Source organism: Anaerolineales bacterium (genome assembly GCA_016928575.1).
GTDB lineage: Bacteria > Chloroflexota > Anaerolineae > Anaerolineales > RBG-16-64-43 > JAFGKK01.
In genome coordinates, this window is record JAFGKK010000129.1 from 1 (window position 1) to 15,558 (window position 15,558).

General features: G+C 60.8%; 17 protein-coding genes. 3 read left to right on the forward strand and 14 right to left on the reverse strand.

Annotation, left to right across the window (positions count from 1 at the left end):
- Positions 1-747 precede the first annotated feature (747 nt).
- The 11 genes from def to JW929_15300 form a co-directional block, all read right to left on the reverse strand.
- Positions 748-1,275 (reverse strand): peptide deformylase, encoded by a 528-nt coding sequence (gene def / locus JW929_15250; GenBank protein ID MBN1440762.1) that lies wholly within the window; start codon positions 1,273-1,275, stop codon positions 748-750.
- A 3-nt stretch (positions 1,276-1,278) separates the two neighbouring features.
- Positions 1,279-2,931 carry a cyclic nucleotide-binding domain-containing protein gene (locus tag JW929_15255; protein MBN1440763.1) on the reverse strand — a complete coding sequence of 551 codons (1,653 nt, stop codon included), beginning with the start codon at positions 2,929-2,931 and terminating at the stop codon, positions 1,279-1,281.
- Between the two features lie 199 nt (positions 2,932-3,130).
- On the reverse strand, positions 3,131-3,973 hold the full coding sequence (locus JW929_15260) for a hypothetical protein (GenBank protein MBN1440764.1): 843 nt from the start codon (positions 3,971-3,973) through the stop codon (positions 3,131-3,133).
- Positions 3,974-4,175: 202 nt separating this feature from the next.
- Positions 4,176-4,847 (reverse strand): isoprenylcysteine carboxylmethyltransferase family protein, encoded by a 672-nt coding sequence (locus JW929_15265; protein MBN1440765.1) that lies wholly within the window; start codon positions 4,845-4,847, stop codon positions 4,176-4,178.
- 137 nt (positions 4,848-4,984) lie between these two features.
- Entirely contained in the window at positions 4,985-5,743 is a 759-nt protein-coding gene (locus JW929_15270) for a hypothetical protein (protein MBN1440766.1), read from the reverse strand.
- Positions 5,744-5,747: 4 nt separating this feature from the next.
- Entirely contained in the window at positions 5,748-6,548 is an 801-nt protein-coding gene (locus JW929_15275) for an ABC transporter permease (GenBank protein MBN1440767.1), read from the reverse strand.
- 7 nt (positions 6,549-6,555) lie between these two features.
- Positions 6,556-7,470 (reverse strand): ABC transporter ATP-binding protein, encoded by a 915-nt coding sequence (locus JW929_15280; GenBank protein ID MBN1440768.1) that lies wholly within the window; start codon positions 7,468-7,470, stop codon positions 6,556-6,558.
- On the reverse strand, positions 7,471-8,334 hold the full coding sequence (locus JW929_15285; protein MBN1440769.1) for a YhfC family intramembrane metalloprotease: 864 nt from the start codon (positions 8,332-8,334) through the stop codon (positions 7,471-7,473).
- A gap of 76 nt (positions 8,335-8,410) precedes the next feature.
- Positions 8,411-8,656, reverse strand: a complete 246-nt coding sequence (locus tag JW929_15290) for a DUF4177 domain-containing protein (GenBank protein MBN1440770.1) — start codon at positions 8,654-8,656, stop codon at positions 8,411-8,413.
- A gap of 3 nt (positions 8,657-8,659) precedes the next feature.
- A complete protein-coding gene (locus JW929_15295) occupies positions 8,660-9,604 on the reverse strand; it encodes a slipin family protein (protein MBN1440771.1) in 945 nt (314 codons plus the stop codon).
- A 52-nt stretch (positions 9,605-9,656) separates the two neighbouring features.
- Positions 9,657-10,043 (reverse strand): GntR family transcriptional regulator, encoded by a 387-nt coding sequence (locus tag JW929_15300; GenBank protein MBN1440772.1) that lies wholly within the window; start codon positions 10,041-10,043, stop codon positions 9,657-9,659.
- Positions 10,044-10,302: 259 nt separating this feature from the next.
- On the opposite strand from JW929_15300, the gene JW929_15305 reads away from it, so the two are divergent.
- Entirely contained in the window at positions 10,303-10,605 is a 303-nt protein-coding gene (locus JW929_15305) for a hypothetical protein (GenBank protein MBN1440773.1), read from the forward strand.
- Positions 10,606-10,639: 34 nt separating this feature from the next.
- Here the strand turns inward: JW929_15305 and JW929_15310 are convergent, their stop codons facing one another.
- Complete coding sequence (locus JW929_15310; GenBank protein ID MBN1440774.1) at positions 10,640-11,578, reverse strand: hypothetical protein; 939 nt, start codon at positions 11,576-11,578, stop codon at positions 10,640-10,642.
- Between the two features lie 195 nt (positions 11,579-11,773).
- Between JW929_15310 and JW929_15315 the strand changes: the two genes are divergently transcribed.
- Positions 11,774-12,712, forward strand: coding sequence for a branched-chain amino acid transaminase (locus JW929_15315; GenBank protein ID MBN1440775.1), 939 nt, complete (start codon positions 11,774-11,776; stop codon positions 12,710-12,712).
- Between the two features lie 110 nt (positions 12,713-12,822).
- The gene (locus JW929_15320; GenBank protein MBN1440776.1) at positions 12,823-13,725 is read left to right on the forward strand and encodes a hypothetical protein; all 903 of its coding nucleotides are present in this window, start codon (positions 12,823-12,825) and stop codon (positions 13,723-13,725) included.
- Positions 13,726-14,262: 537 nt separating this feature from the next.
- Here JW929_15320 and JW929_15325 read toward each other — a convergent pair.
- Both JW929_15325 and JW929_15330 read right to left on the reverse strand, forming a co-directional pair.
- Positions 14,263-15,267, reverse strand: a complete 1,005-nt coding sequence (locus tag JW929_15325) for a GNAT family N-acetyltransferase (GenBank protein ID MBN1440777.1) — start codon at positions 15,265-15,267, stop codon at positions 14,263-14,265.
- Between the two features lie 34 nt (positions 15,268-15,301).
- Positions 15,302-15,517 carry a hypothetical protein gene (locus tag JW929_15330; protein ID MBN1440778.1) on the reverse strand — a complete coding sequence of 72 codons (216 nt, stop codon included), beginning with the start codon at positions 15,515-15,517 and terminating at the stop codon, positions 15,302-15,304.
- Positions 15,518-15,558: the final 41 nt, after the last annotated feature.

The following is a 15,558-nucleotide window of genomic DNA, read 5'->3' on the forward strand; positions in this document are numbered from 1 at the left end:
CATAGCCCTCTCCGCGCCGCCGGTCCTCCATGCAGGGACAGACACCGGCGTGTATTCTTTGCCGTTGGCGTGATAATAAATTTCGAGTTATTGAATGCAGTCCGTAATCTATGGCGATAATTCCGTCCATTCGATAAACCCTCAGGGCAAGCCGATATATTATTTGCCACAGAAAGCACAAAGGGCACAAAGGGAATTTCGCAATTGCTCAACCAGCGATCGTCATGCCGGCGCCTGACCTCGGAACGGGGGTGAACTTAGCCGGCGTCCTTTTTTTTACAAGAACTTGATCCAGGCTTCGAGCACCCCCGCTTCGCTATCGGCATTACCCGAATGCCAAGAGCGGGCAATGCCACTCCACGAGGGCAAGCGCCGGGGTGACGGACAAAACCAATAATACCGGTGATGTATGGTTGTGATTATTCTGTCGAACTGAACCGCCTGATACGGAATTTCAAAATATTGGGAAAATTGATAAGGGGAGCAAATAGTAAAAAGTTATTTGTGTTTTATGTGCTTTTTGTGGCCATTTATCGGCGCATTGCAGGATATCCATCCAAAGCATTGCGAATTCCCCTTGAAGAAATGTGGAAAAAACTTGACCGGTGGTTTCGCCCGCCGCGGCACCCGCTTCGCAATCGCACAGGTTCCAAAAAGCGTCGATGCCTTTTTCGCTTCGCGGGTGCAGGTGCGGATCGTGCCGGAGACACGGTCGAGAAGAGAACTCGGCCTGCTCAACCAACTTATTTATACCTTGTCCTCCACCTCGCCCGGTTTGACCTCCCACACCTTCGAAGCCCGGTCGACGTACAGCGTCGCGTTCAAGTGATCGATCTCGTGCTGGAAGATCCGCGCCAGCCAACCCTTGGCTTTGATTTTTACCGACGCCCCTTGGACGTTATGCCCTTTCACCACAACCTCGGTATGGCGTTCCACCTCCCCGGCAAAACCCGGCACCGACAGGCAGGCTTCGATGCCGGCGACCTTTTCCCGCGAAGCCCGCGTGATGTCCGGATTAATCAGGACGTACAGCTCCGGCGTGGGCGGAGGAGTCCCCTCGGGCGGCGGCGGATCAGGCTCCTCGGCGTATTCGACCGTGATCACCCGCAATCCGACCCCGACCTGCGGCGCCGCCAAACCCACGCCCGGCGCGTCGCGCATGGTGTCGATCATATCGTCGATCAACCGGCGGATCTCGGGGGTCACCGCTTCGACTTTCCGGGCTTTCTTGCGCAGCACCGGATCCGGCTCGGTGCAAATCTCCCGTACGCTCATCGTTTACTCCTTTTGTTCAAAATCCTCCGACTCGGGGCGGGCGAGATGATGGTAAGCTTCGATCCAATCGGCGATTTCCTCCCGCCGGCGGCGGCGTTCGGATTCCGTCATCCGCCGCTTCTTGGATTCCATTCTCCGAAAAATATCTTCCTGCACATGGACCGGGTCGCCGACTTCCTCGAACACCAAAATCACCTGGCCGACGGTGGCTTTCACCGTGCCGAAATTCAACAGCCGCGCCAGGAGCGAAGGGCGGTCATACTCCAAGCTGAGGATGTTCTCCAACCCCGCCGCGCGGCGCTCCTCGTCCCCCAACGGCCGGCGGTGAAGGGCGAGGATTTGATCGGGGGTGATTTGATACAAATCGTTCGCCCAATCCAGGTATTCGTATGCGGCCCAGGCCGCCCCCCCCAGCATCACCCCGGCCGCCGTCAGCATACCCGCGGCTGGGCCTATCGGAAGGATACCCGCGTTCGCCGCCGCCCCGAGTGGAATCGCCGACAGCGAAAGCAGAACCGGAAGGAAGGTGTTGCGAACGAGGAAAAACCGGTGCTTACGGTAGGTAACGACGTTCCCCGATTCCACTCGGGTCTGGATGCCGCCCAGGGATCCGGACGGGGCTTCCGGACCGGAACCGGGCGGCATCGCCGGCGTCGAGGAATCGGTCTCCTCGAGACTCGCCTCCCCCGCTTGCCGCTGACTCAACCGCTCGGCAAGCAACCGCCCGATCTCCTCGCGGTCGTCCTGTTCTTGCGCCTGTTGCCGGCGCTTCCAGATCGTCTCCACCATTCGGGCGACGGCGTTGGGGTTCGGCACGGATTGAAAGACGATCGGGCGGGTGAAGGTCCGCACGGCCACGTCGCCGAAACCGAACGCGCGCTGGTTGACCGTGCTGGTCACGGCCACGGATTGGATCATATCGAGCGGGGTTTCCTGCCGGTCGTCATAAATCAGCGGGATCCGGCGCAGGGCGACGATCCTCCGGTTGGTGACCAGGTAGTAATCGTTGCTCCAGTCCAACGCCGACCAGAACCCATAGACGAGGGCGGCCAGCACCCCGGCTCCCGGGACCAGATACGCCCATCCATCCCAGCCCTGACGAAACACCAGAATGAATCCGGCCATGCTGAAAAACCCCAACAGAATCGGAAGGGCCAGACTCGGGACCAGGAGGAAGTTGGTTTTCCGAGTCGCCAGGAACACCGCCTCGTCGGGATCGAGCCAGGAAAAGGAGGCTCCGCGCACCAGGCGCCTTCCGCGGGCGACGGCCCGCAGCATTTCGTCCGTCTTCGGCAGATTCCGCAGACTGTCCCGGATCGCCGCCGAGGATATCCGCAGGACGGCTGCGTCGCTTTCCACGAAGGCCGAGGCGTGGCGCCGCGCCGCGCCAAGCACGGCTTCCTCGCCGAATATTTCGCCCGCCTCCAAAACCCGGATCTGCTCCTCCTGTTCGCCCAGCCGGTGCCAGATGCTGATCCGGCCCTCCAATATAAAATAGCAGTACCGGACGGGTTCGCCTTGGCGGAAGACGTCCTTGCCCTGCGGAAGCCGCTTGGCTTCCATCGCGGATTCCAGCGCGGACAGTTCTTCCGCGGGAAGATCGGCGAAGAGCTCGAAAGAGGATAAGCGGGGTTCGGAGTGGTCGTCGGCAGCCATGGGAATCATCGGTTATTTTACACCGGTAAACCCGGAAGTCAGGAAAATAAAAATGGAGTGTAAAAGAACCTTTTCGCGGTAAATGGGCAAAGGCCTCAAAGGGTCGAGGGCAATTTTCTCCGCACTCCAGCGACGATCCCGGCTTGCTTCTCGGGAAACCGCATTCCTTGATCCTGTAAAAATGCTCCTCTCCTTTCCTCTACGGCCTCGTTTCCGGCTTTGGATGGGCTTTGAAAAAATCCCACATCACGGCCGAGGCGGCGACCGCCGGGGAGGATTCATCGGCTATGGCCGCTGCCCATCGGCCGTCCGGCCAGCTGTGCCCTCCGCCGATGATAGTGTACAGCTCCACGGCGGTGCCGTCCGCGCAGGGGGAGTAAGAATCGCGGATGAGCGCGGCTGATTCCTCGTGTTCTGCGGCTGTGGGGCATCCGTCGGCCCGGATCCAGAAATCCGCCGTATCCCAGACCGAGGTAAAGGCTACACCGCTTATTCCGCTTCCGAACCCGCCGTTGTAGGGAACCATCGGATCCGCCGTGCCGTGAAAGTGGATGACGGACACCGGTTGGGACGGGGTGCATTCGGCGATGTTCTGGGTCCCGGACACCGGACCGATCGCGGCGATCCGGTCCGCCATTTCGCACGCCAAGCGGTAGGAGAGGATCGCCCCGTTGGAGAGGCCGGTTGCGAAGATCCGGCGCGAATCGACCGGCGCGACGGAGGCCAGATCGTCGAGCAGCGCGCGGACGAAACCGACGTCGTCGGCGCCGGACTTCTGGGCGTATCCGCAGCACAGGCCGGCGTTCCAGGTGTCGAATTCCAGCACCTCCGACCGCGAGGTCCCGCGCGGGTAGGCGACGATGAATCCCTCCTTATCCGCCAACGTGTTGAATCCGGTCCTCGTCGGCATATTCTCCGGTTTGCCCAACCCGCCGTGGAACACCAGCACAACCGGGGCTGCGGAAACATCGCGGACTCCCTCGGGGATGTACAACAGGTAGGAACGTTCCTGTCCTCCAACAGAAACGCTCCGTTCAACCATCGGATACGCATCCGCCGCCTGCGGGGATGAGAGGAATCGACAACCGGCAAGGCCGGCGGCGGAGAGTAGGCAGGCGAGCAAGGTCGGCGGAAAAAATCTCAGGGAAGGAATCGCCACTCGGGCAACCTCCGGAACCTATTATGAGGAATCATACTCCCGAATGGAACGGAATCCGGAGGCGTTCGATGGGGAGGCGAGGGGATCAGGCTTTCGGCCGCCGCGGGATAAGCATCGACGTTTTGGCTTTGTATTCCACGTAGGATTCACCGAAACGGATTTCCAATTCCCGTTCTTCATGCACTTTCAAGTAGAACGTCCAAAAGGGGGTGAGCAGAAAAACCACCCAAAGGACGAAGAGCGCGGATTGGATCCGGATCCCGAGAGAGAGGAAGAACAGCAAGGTGGCCAGCACCATCGGATTGCGGGTCCAGGCGTAGATCCAATCCGCGGCGAGTTTCCGGCTGAGCGACACGGCGAAGGGGGCGCCGAGTCCCCTCAAGGCGAGATTGGCCACGGTGAAGGCCAAGCAAGTGCCGGTCAGGACAACCAGCGCAAGGCCAACACCCGGCGGAATGGGGATTTTCCAATCGGGCCATTGCGGGTAGGTGGCCACGGCCCGGAAAATCGAGGCGCCGAGAAGGAACACTACGAGGTAATGCAGGATCGTGGTGACGCGCACCGTGTGTTCCAGGGTCGGCCGCCGATCGAGGATTTTTCTTCCCAGCCAAACCAGCGGAAAGATTATCAGAACAAGCCCCACCATTATTCCGAAATCCGGAGCCGGCGCATACGGCCGTTCCATCAGCCGCCGCCAACAAACCAGCATCACAAGAAGCGCAGCGATCCGCAGCAGGGCTGCGACGGTTTTCCTCATCGGACCCTCGATCTCTTTTCCGGCTTCGAACCGAATCCCCGCGGCCGCTTTTTCCTCTTCGCCGAATTGGAAATATTTGCCGGGCAGGAGGCTGGGATGCCGGCTTCAGCCCGTGAGGCAAAAGGAGGAAAATCCGGTCACAATCCTTGATATTTGGAATCGTCGATCGCTTTCTTCAGCTTTTCTTCCTCGGAAGGCGCGGGAATTCGCGTTTTCGCATTCTCCAATTCGGCCTGTTCGGCGGCCCGAAGGTCCGCAAGCGACGAGAGGCGGACGGAGCCGATCCTTCCGCAGTGGGGGCAGCGGGCGAACTTGTGCAGCAGCAGATTCAGGGAGAGAAAGGGAAACGGGAACGGACGTTTGCACTTCGGGCAGATGCCGCCGCCGAAGGTGTAGGTGCGCCGAGTGCCGGCCGGGAGGGGAGCGGATTTGCGTCCGGTCAGCAGGGGGATGACGGCTGAAACCGCGATCGCGCCGAAAATCACCGCAAAGGTCGGAATCAGGATTTTCACCAGCGCATCGCCCGCCTCCGAAGCCGGGACGAAGGTCGGGAAGGCGGAATTCGAGCGCAGCGTCTTTCCGTCGTCGGTGTGCCCGATCGCATACAGCTCATGCGGGCCATCCGGATAGCTGTCGGTCACGAATTGCAGGCTGAACGGCGCGGTTGCATCCTCGCCGACCAGCAATTCGTCGATGAAAAACTCCACCCGGACGAGATTGTCGGGTCCGCGCACGTGGAAGGAAAAGGTTCCCTGGATGTCGCCACCGAAACCGCCGTAGCCCCAATCCCGCGAAAGACTCATGGTGAGCGTTTCCTCCTGCGCCAGGACGGGGAAGGCGGATAAGCCAACGGCCAGGACGGCCAGGAACAACGCAATCCGAATTCTTTGGATCATTTTTTCATCTCCACCGGGTGAGGATCGATTCGCGCTGAAACACCTTTGTCGCCAAGTAAAACATTAGCCCGTCCAAGGCCAGGAAGATCAACGCCGCGAAGACGATGATCTCCCGATTAAGGACGAACAGGCCGGAAAGCTGGCCCAGGAAGCCCGCCATGACCGGGATGATGACGACCGCCGAGATCTGCTCGGCGACGCGCGGATCGTTGACACGCGAGGAGACCATCAGGGCGAAGGTCACCGCCAGGAACGCCAGGAGCGGGCCGAGGACGAAGACCGCCAGCAGCCAGCGCAGATCCAGGAGCACCGTCACAAGCGCCGGATTGGCCAGGATGATCGCCGCGCCGAGCGCGAAGATGCCGAACGCACCGAAGGTGGCCGCCACCGCCGGGATGACCGCCGCCAGGCACTTGCCGATCAGCAGTTCAAAGGTGGTGATCGGCGTCGCCAGGAGCGGTTCGAGCGAGCGGGTGGTTTTTTCGCCGACGACCGAGTAGCCGGCGATCGCGCCGGGGATGACGACCGGGATGATCATGAACAGGACCATGAAGGCGTTCATCATGTACACCTTCAGGCAGTCGCCGGGCTCCAGCGAACTCGGGCACAAGGCGGCCATCTCCCGCGGGATCGTCTCCGAGGACAACGTTCCGGCGGAGGCGGCGCCCGCGTCTTTCATGGAAAACAGAATGCCCAGTGGGAGGGCGGCCATCAGCAGGGGGAGAAATGCCACCGAGAAGATCACCAGCCGGTTCTGGAAAACCTCCAGCCACTCTTTTCGGATGATGGTGCGGATCTTTTGCATGCCCACCTCAAGCGTTCTTGACCAGCTGGAGGTAGACGTCCTCCAGCGTGTGCCGCAATTCGCCGACGAACACCACCTCCGCCCCGGCGCCGATCAGGCGGTGGAGGATTTCGGGATTGTGCGTTTCGGGATCGTCCAGGGCAATCACCAGTTTGTTCTCGATGATTTTCGCGTCCCGGATGAAAGGCAGTCTGTGCACCTCGTCGAGGAACTTGGCGTCCGCCGTCCGCAGATGAACGACGACTTTCCTCCCGAACACCGATTTGCGCAAGTTGGCCGGCGTGTCCACCACCAGCAGACGCGTTTTAAAAACGCCGATCCGGTCGCACAGCCGATCGGCTTCGTCCAGGTTGTGGGTGCAAAGGAAGATCGTGCGGCCTTCCTGCCGCAAACCGGCGATGAACTCGCGGACTAGGACCGAGGCTTCCGGATCGAGTCCGGCCGTCGGCTCGTCGAGGAACACGACCCGCGGTTCGTGCAAGAGCGCCCGCGCGATCGCCAGTTTCTGGCGCATCCCCTTGGAGAAGGTGCCGGCCGCATCCAGGCGGCGGTCCCACAGGCCGAGCATTTTTAAATATTTTTCCACCTGTCCGCGGACGTCCTTGACTTCGTGCAATTCGGCGAAAATCCGCAGGTTGTTTTCCGCCGAGAGGTTATCGTACATCCCCGGCGTTTCGGTCAGCACGCCGACCGTGCGGCGGATTTCGGTATCCTGACGGCCCACCGTGAGGCCGGCGACGGAGGCCGATCCGCGGGTGATCCCGATCAGGCTGGTCAACATTCGGACGGTGGTCGTCTTCCCGGCTCCGTTCGGGCCCAGAAAACCGAACACCTCGCCCTCGCGCACGTCCAGGCTGAGGGAATCCACCGCCAGAACCTTTCCGAACTGCTTGGTGACGTTGTCGGCGCGGATTATCGGCATTTATGAAAACCTCGTATCGTCGAGCTTTTGGGGCGTTTCTTCCACGGGCCGCGGGGTGAACGCGGCGGCGGGAGGAGTCGGACGGGGTTCCTGATCCGGAGGCTCGGGCCGGCGCAGCAGGTAAAGAATGCCGATGGAAAGTGCGCAATACCCCGCGACCATGGCCTCAGTGCCGTAGACCCCGAAATGCCGAATCGCCAATACGGCCGAGGCGTCGATGACCGCATGGAACCCGACCGCCAGCCAGAGCCAACGGTGTTGGCCCCGAACGAAGCACTGCAGCACGATCACGGCGAGGGCGATCTGCACCGGAATGGTGAGTGCGCGCTCGAGTGCGCCGAGCAGGGAATCGTACCAGGTCATCGACCAGTAGGCCCCGACCTGCTCCTGGGCGGCCGCCAGCTGGTCGGCCGGGACGAGCGCCGCAAGATCCGCCCCGCGCAGCGCCGCAAGCTGGAGCAATTCCAGCAGGACGAAGAATCCGAGCAAGATCGCTTCCGCGCCGCCGTGGCCGGCGCCGGTCAATACCCCCGTCCGCCACGAGCGGGCATCGGTGGCCCACCAGCGGTACATCCCGTAGCGGAAGAGTTCCTCGAATAATCCGGCGCTTAATCCGAGGAACGCGGCGTTGAAAAGCAGCTGCCCGGCGGGAGGAAGCTGGGCAAGCGGAGTCCGATTGAGGAGCGCGCCCATGAAGAGGTTGAACGGGATGTGGCCGACCTGGGAAAGGATGAACGTCGCGGCGCCGATCAACCACAGTCGCCACCCCAGCTTCCACCGGCGGGTCAGGAAGATCGCCAACCCGACGGGCAGGGCGATCATCAAGATGCCGTTGGCGGCGTGCGCGATAAAAATCCCGTCCATATCAAGACTCCCTTTTACCCGGAATCGATGGCCGGCTCAGGCGCGCGGAATCTCTGTTGAGAAGCGGGGGGGGGCCTCAGCCGAGCTGGGCGTCCAAACCGGGTATACTGCGCCTCCGGCGTACGGACGCGGTCAACGGACGCTTGGCGATGATCCGCAGGCGGGTGGTTCCCGTGTGATAGAACCCGCTGACGATCTCCCAGCCTTCTTCGCCCCAGGCGTTCAAGAGCGCCTCAAACTCCTCGCGCTTGGGCTCGCTCCTGATCACCCCGCCGAAATCCTCGACGCGGTATTCCCAGAGGGGATATTCGGATCCGGCCATCGGTTAATCCTTTTTGTTGACCTGGTTCTCCAACGAGACGAGCCCCGCCATCCCCCCTAAATTCATGGTTTCCACCGCGCCCGAAGGGACGATAACCAGCGCGCCCTTTTCCTTGAGTCCTTCGAAGAGCATGTTCATCGCCCGCAGGTGCAGCGCGGTTGGGTTGCCGTGGTAGGCGCGCGAGGCTTCGGCGAAGGAACCGGCGATCTGGCGTTCGGATTCGCCGAGGATAACCCGCGCCTGGCGTTCGCGCTCCGCCTGCGCCTGGCGGCTCATCGCGTCCTCCAGGTCCTGCGGGATGACGATGTCGCGGATCTCCACCGACTGCACGGTCACGCCCCACGGGGTAGTGCGTTCGTCGATGATCTTCTGCAGTTCGGCGTCCATTTTGGCGCGGCCGACAAGGATGTCGGCCAGGGTCATCTGGCCGATGATCTCGCGCAGGGCGGTCTGGGCGGCCCAGGTGATGGCGACGCGGTAGTTCTCCACCTCAAGTGCGGCCTTCTGGGCATCCCAAACCATCCAAAAGAGAACCGCGTCCACATCCACCGGGACGGTGTCCTTGGTGAGGGTCTTTTCGGCATTGAACGGCGTGACCATCACGCGGTGGTCGATCCAGGCGGCGATGGAATCCACGACCGGGATAATCCAGAAAAGGCCCGGACCGCGCAATCCGCGGAATTTCCCCAAACGCAGCACCACCGCCTTTTCCCATTGATTGGCCATCTTGAGCGCGGCCATGAAATAGAGGCCCGGCAGAACAGGCGGAACCATCGACAACGCAATGATCTCATCCGTCGCGGCGGTGAAGGCATCCAACGCGACGGCCAGGAGGACCGACAAGATAAGAAACAGGAAGAAAAGAGAAAGGCCGAGCGGGCTGACCGCATGCGCTGCGGCCGGATCCTTCCCGCGGTTTCTTTCACTTCGAATGGATTCGCCGGACATTTGTTAACCTCCGTTCATTAACCCCTAGGGATCCAGAAAGCCGGAACCGCACTCAGGACCGCCGCCAGCGGTGGAATCCTTCCTGCCAGGCTTTTTCCACCTCGTCGGGGGAAAAGCCCAACCGTTTTGCCTCCTCCAGCCAGCCGTGAACCATCGCCTGCAGCCGTTCCCGTTTCATCCGCCGGCCCTCCGACGGAGATGGGGGTTCCAGGACGTACGTTCCGCGGCCTTGCTGTGTGGAAATGATCCCTTCTTCATGCAGCAGGCGGTAGGCGCGCGCGGCGGTGTTGAAATTAATGCACAGTTCGGCCGCCACTTCACGGACCGTGGGCAGCTGGCTGCCGGGGGCGAGCACTCCGGAAGCTACCATGCTCTTCACTTGCTCGACGATCTGCAAGTAGATCGGCTCCTTTTCGTGAAAATCCAATCGGAGCTGCACGGCCGCACCTCTTGTATCAATTGTATCACTGAACTAATTGTATACTAGATTTGAGCTCTGTCAAGTAATTCCAGGGGGACGGAAAAAGCTGCGGCTCAAAAAAACCGGCGGGTTAATCGGATCGAACAAGGCTTCCGTTTCCTGAAGCCGAGGGGTCCATTCTTGTCCGTAGGTACCACCCGGCTTGCGCTCGTACTGGTTTGGGTTTAGACTCCAAGGCACCTGTTGACCAACGGGAATCTCATTGCGGGAGGGACTCATGGCTGAATTTCTCACCGACACGTGGAATCCGCTGTGCGAGTTATTTGGAAGCTTGCTCCGGCCGCTCGGCGGGCTGGTGTTCGGCGTTGCCGTCGGCTGGCTGACCGCTTCGGTGTTCCTGGATGCGGCCAGGGAGTGGCAGCTCAAGATCGCCATTTTCCTCGGGTTGCTTGGCTCCTTTGTCGCCGTGATCGACCATGCCGGAATCGGCACGGCGGGAATGCTCATGCTCGGCACCGGGGCCGCGGTGATCGCGTACGCGGTTATGAAGAATCGGCCGGAGAAGAAAAAGGAAAAATAGCAGTTCGGGAGAATAACCGACGCGCCCGCCGAAGCTACGCGGGCGCGTTTTCGTTAATCCATCCGGCGCTGTACCACACCAGGTACTCTCCGAGGTGCTCGCCCCAATATCCGTCGCTGTGGTCGCCGGGGGGGACTACTCGTTCGTAGGGCCGGTTCAACAAATCCAGAACCTGCAAGATCGCCTGCATCTGCGGAAGTTGCGGATCCGAGTATCCGGCGTCAAACCGCAGGCGCGGCCATAGGCTTTCCGGCACGGCTTCCGCCCAAAGGTAGATGTCCGCCAGGGCGGTCGGACCGGGGGAAATGCTGTGAGCGCCCGCCGCGCCGAATAAATCCGCCCGCCGGAGCGCAAGGCGCAGAGCCCACGCGGCTCCGCGGGATACGCCTCCGACGGCGCGGTGTCTGCGATCCGCGCGGATGCGGAATTTTGCTTCCACTGCCGGAAGCAGGTCGGCGAGGAACACGGCGTCGTTCGAATCCTCCCCGGGGATATGGGGAAGGACAATCACCAGCGGGGGAATTTGCCCGGAGACGATCAGGTGGTCCAGGGTGGCTTCCAATCCTAAATCGTGCCATTGATCCGGCGAACGACCCAGACCGTGGAAGAGGAACAGCGCCGGATAACGCGCTTGCGGATCGGATTCGTAGCAGGGCGGAAGGTAAATATAGAACATCACCGTCGTCCCGGTGATCGAACTGGAAATGCTTTCAGGCTGCAACGTTCCCTTGCGGTCGGAGCAGGGAAGCACGGATTTCAGCGTAGCGGTGTCGGCGAACGGCGCGGGCGGGGATTCGGTCGGCCGATAGGGCGCCGCCAGCGGCGTGGCGGTCGGGCTGGGAAGGGCGGTGGCCATCCGTGCGCGTTTTTCGCTTCGCCCGATTAGGGCGCAGGAGGCCGAGAAAAGTAGAATTCCCAAAGCGGAAAGGTTTTTTCCCGCGCGTCGGCTGAGGGAAACGGATGCGGGCGTCATCGGCTTTTCGGGCGGAGGCTCCTTCGCGGCCGGCGGTTTGAAAAACCCCGCCCGCCCGTAGCCAACGCGCCTTGCGGGCAGACGGGGCGCCTGTTAGGGGTTAGTGTAGACCGCGCCGATACGTACGTCAAGGCGGGGATATAATGGGGTCGGCCGGGATGATTCCCGGATCCGCTGCCCGGAGGAGAGGATCGCATGACTCTGCCCAAGTTCGCTTTTTTTAAAGGAAAGATCGTGCCGTACGAACAGGCGAAAGTCGGCGTCTTGACGCACACGCTGAACTACGGCACCGGCGTGTTCGGAGGCCTGCGGGCATATTGGAACGAGAGGGATGAGCAGCTTTACCTGTTCCGTCCGACGGATCACTTCCGACGGTTTCTGGATTCCACCCGCCTGCTGTGCATGGAGCTGCCGCATACTCCCGAACAGTTGACCGAGGTGGTGGTCGAACTCCTGCGCCTGGAAAAACGCAGCGAAGACACATACGTCCGCCCGCTGGCGATCGTCCCCGACGAAGTGGTCGGCGTTCGGCTGCACGATCTGCATGCGGATATTTCGATCGTCTCGGTCCCGATGGGCCGCTACATCGAGAGCGAGGAGGGGTCTTCGGTGACCTTTTCCTCCTGGCGGCGGGTAGACGACAACGCCATCCCCGCCCGCGGGAAGATCATCGGTTCTTATGTAAACTCCGCCTTCATCAAAACCGACGCAATGCGCGGCGGATACGACGAAGCGATCGTCCTGAATCCGAACGGGCACATTTCCGAAGGCAGTGCGGAGAATTTCTTCATGGTCAAGGGCGGCATGTTGGTCACTCCGCCGGTCACCGAAAACATCCTGGAAGGCATCACTCGCCGGACGGTGATCCAGTTGGCGCGCGAAGAGCTGGGAATGGCCGTCGTCGAGCGTCCGATCGACCGGACCGAGGTCTATCTGGCCGAGGAGGCGTTTTTCTGCGGAACCGGCGTCCAGATCTGCGCCATTTCGCGCGTGGACAAACGCTTGATCGCCGACGGCAAAATGGGCCCGTTTGTGACCAAACTCCGGGATCTATACTTCCGGATCGTCCGCGGCATGGAGCCGAAATTCCGCGCCTGGAATGTACCCATCTACCCGCAGGGCGCAGGCGGCTGATCCCAGCCGTCTGATCCGCTCGGCGGATACGGCATACGACGATATTTTCCCCGATCGACCGCCGAGAACCGCTTGCGGAGGATCGGGGACACCCTTCTTCTGGGCTGAGGATGCGTTTCCCCGTTGTCCGTAACCGTCTGCTCCTCCTGCACGCCGCTGCGGCAGTCGTGCTGTTCGCCGTAGCGGGTGTCTCCGTCTGGCGCCTGATCCGCTTTTCTCCGGACCCGATCGGCGCGGCGGCGCTTATCGGAGCGGCGATCGGCGTTTGCCTGCTGCCTCCGATTCTGTATCGGTTTTATTTCCTGTTGCGCGCGGGTTATGAAACCACGCCCGCCGGCGCATTGATCCTGCGGTTTGGGTCAAGGCGGGAAGTCCTGCCGATCGAGGAGATCGAGGAGATCCGCTCCGGGAGCAAGATCCCGGATACCGTCCGCCGCGCCGCTCCGGGATGGCTGGATATGTGGCACGGTCAGGTGGACATTCCGGACGGGGAAGTGATGGAATGGATGGCCACCGACCGCGGCCGGCCGTTGTTGTTGTTGGTCACCAAACGCCGGTATCTGGCGGTTTCGCCCGCCTCATCGGTTGAATTTGCGCGGTGCATCACCGATTTATCGGCACAAGGGGGATTGGAAAAGATCGAGCCGGAATCCGCAAAACCAAAACCGGTTTTCGCAGAAATCCTTAGGGATCCGCCGGCCGTCGGCCTGCTCGGGCCAAGCTTGGCGGGCGGAATCGCCTTGGGGGCGTTTCTGACGGCCATCCAACCCGGCTTGCCGGCGGACCAGCCGTTCCGGTTTGACGCATCCGGAATTCCAACCAGCTTGGGAGATCCTGGAAGGCTGCTATTACTCCCACTTGCGGGCGGGGCGATCTGGTTGATCAACGCGGTGCTGGGCTGGTGGGCTTGGCGTAAAGGACAGCGCCCTCCAGCGTATACATTTTGGGCGGTATCCTTCATGGTTACAGCCGCCTTATGGGCTGCATCCTTATCCCTGCTCTCGGCAAAATAACCTGCAGACTTCATTGAATATCCGCTGTTTTTTTCTTATTTCATTGATCCTTTCTCCACACCGCCCGTTCTTTTTTTTTCATAAACGCCAGGTTTTTCCCATTTCTTCCACAGTTTTATGTTAGTTATCCACAGATATAAGATAAAATAGATAAACAATAGCAATAATTGTTGTTATTTGCGTCTGCTCACTCTGATGAAGGTATTTTAAATAAGCCGGATAAAATTATTTTCCTCTTCAAACGATCCTCGCAAGGTTCGGTTTTGGTATACGCATTTCTAGCGCAACTCTCAAGGGTGTCAGTCTCGAAATGCCTATCTTTTTTCGGCAGTGATTGGGCTGAGGAGCCGGTCCCGGGACAATTTCGGGAAAAGCACCCGAACCTATCCCGGAGTTCCCGTTCAGAGCGCTTGTTCCGAGCGCCTTTTCAGAGCGCCTGTCCCGAGCGAAGCGAGGGAACGCGAGGGAACGCGACGGGAGGGAGAAAAGGAGGGAAAGGAGACTTTTTTTTACTATCCGGGTTTCGGGAAACGCTTTTCAAGTCCGCCGGATCTTCAACCGGAAAATCTTTTCTCCGCGACCGCCCCATTGGAACTTGTACGGCTCATCGCCGCGCATGAAATCGAAAGCTTGGAATCCGTCCTCGATCGCTTTACGGATCAGCAGCGCCAGCAGCACCCACCCCGGGGAGAGCGCCGCGTATTTTGGATCCATGCCGGAGTTGTAGACCCAGATCCGATTCCCGAAGGTGAAGTTAAAGAACGCGGCGATGTTGGCGTTGTCCATTTCCAGAAACGCCAGTTGCAGCATTTCAGCCTTCTGGGCGGCGTCCGCGATCGACCGGAATTGGGCGCGCATCGACGGGGTGAGGAACCGCGCTTTGGCTCCGTCGCAGGCCATCAGGCGGAGGAATTCCTCCGAAGCCTCCGATCCGCGCAGGTGCAGTGTTAAGCCGCCCTCGCCGCCTTCGGCCCGCCGCAGTTTGCGGCGGATTTCGTGGCGCGTCTTTTTATCCAGCGAGGCAAGGTAATCCTCCCACGAACGGGGCAAAGCGATTGCCGGGCACACTTGCAGAAATTCTCTAGATAATCCCCACCCGCGGCGTTCGGCTTCCGCCTCCAGGAGCGGGATGGTGGGGGAAGAAGCGTGCAGGTTGAACAAGTCGAGCGCGGCGAACTCCGATGCCGGAAAAGCCGCAAGCGATTCGAAGAGCGCCGCGCAAAACGAAGGCAGACGGTCCGGCGCGGCGACCAGATCCAAATAGTCGGATATCTCTGCGCTCCCGATAAAAAGCAGGCGGTGTTCGCCGTCGCAGGTGGTCCGAAAGAGCGGCGCGACGCCGGCCAAAGAGCCGTCTTCGCGCCAGACGGCAATGCGCAACTCGGCCGCCGGCCACTCGCCGGCGCCGAGATGATCCCACCAGGCGCGGAGGTATTCGCAGCGAAGGAAAGGATAGGCGGCCGCGCTGGCGGACAGCAGGCGGTTCCATTCCTCAGATATGGCTTCCCAAGTTCCCACATCGCGGATGATTTCGATCGGCATCGGTCTTCACCAAGCGGCTTGGCGGCGGCGGAGTTTACACCTCCCGACACCTCGAGATAACCCGCAGCGCCGCGCGGGCGGATCGGCGCTGGCCCGCTTGCCATCCTTCTTCCATCGTCATGGCCTGCAAATGCGCGCCGACGATCCGCCGTTCTTCCGGATTCAGCAATTTCCACGCGGCGCAAATGAGGTCCGGATCTTCCGAAAGCAGGCGGATCCAGAATTCCTCGGGGGGAAACGGAGCATTCATGGCGGCGGCCTCGCGGCTTCCTCCCGGAAGTATAATCGAAC

Excerpts from the sequence above, each read along its gene's own strand:
- def (MBN1440762.1), bottom strand. The coding sequence starts at position 1,275 with ATGAGCGTACGGGAGATTTGCACCGAGCCGGATCCGGTGCTGCGCAAG.
- JW929_15255 (MBN1440763.1), bottom strand. The coding sequence starts at position 2,931 with ATGGCTGCCGACGACCACTCCGAACCCCGCTTATCCTCTTTCGAGCTC.
- JW929_15260 (MBN1440764.1), bottom strand. The coding sequence starts at position 3,973 with ATGGTTGAACGGAGCGTTTCTGTTGGAGGACAGGAACGTTCCTACCTG.
- JW929_15265 (MBN1440765.1), bottom strand. The coding sequence starts at position 4,847 with ATGAGGAAAACCGTCGCAGCCCTGCTGCGGATCGCTGCGCTTCTTGTG.
- JW929_15270 (MBN1440766.1), bottom strand. The coding sequence starts at position 5,743 with ATGATCCAAAGAATTCGGATTGCGTTGTTCCTGGCCGTCCTGGCCGTT.
- JW929_15275 (MBN1440767.1), bottom strand. The coding sequence starts at position 6,548 with ATGCAAAAGATCCGCACCATCATCCGAAAAGAGTGGCTGGAGGTTTTC.
- JW929_15280 (MBN1440768.1), bottom strand. The coding sequence starts at position 7,470 with ATGCCGATAATCCGCGCCGACAACGTCACCAAGCAGTTCGGAAAGGTT.
- JW929_15285 (MBN1440769.1), bottom strand. The coding sequence starts at position 8,334 with ATGGACGGGATTTTTATCGCGCACGCCGCCAACGGCATCTTGATGATC.
- JW929_15290 (MBN1440770.1), bottom strand. The coding sequence starts at position 8,656 with ATGGCCGGATCCGAATATCCCCTCTGGGAATACCGCGTCGAGGATTTC.
- JW929_15295 (MBN1440771.1), bottom strand. The coding sequence starts at position 9,604 with ATGTCCGGCGAATCCATTCGAAGTGAAAGAAACCGCGGGAAGGATCCG.
- JW929_15305 (MBN1440773.1), top strand. The coding sequence starts at position 10,303 with ATGGCTGAATTTCTCACCGACACGTGGAATCCGCTGTGCGAGTTATTT.
- JW929_15310 (MBN1440774.1), bottom strand. The coding sequence starts at position 11,578 with ATGACGCCCGCATCCGTTTCCCTCAGCCGACGCGCGGGAAAAAACCTT.
- JW929_15315 (MBN1440775.1), top strand. The coding sequence starts at position 11,774 with ATGACTCTGCCCAAGTTCGCTTTTTTTAAAGGAAAGATCGTGCCGTAC.
- JW929_15320 (MBN1440776.1), top strand. The coding sequence starts at position 12,823 with ATGCGTTTCCCCGTTGTCCGTAACCGTCTGCTCCTCCTGCACGCCGCT.
- JW929_15325 (MBN1440777.1), bottom strand. The coding sequence starts at position 15,267 with ATGCCGATCGAAATCATCCGCGATGTGGGAACTTGGGAAGCCATATCT.
- JW929_15330 (MBN1440778.1), bottom strand. The coding sequence starts at position 15,517 with ATGAATGCTCCGTTTCCCCCCGAGGAATTCTGGATCCGCCTGCTTTCG.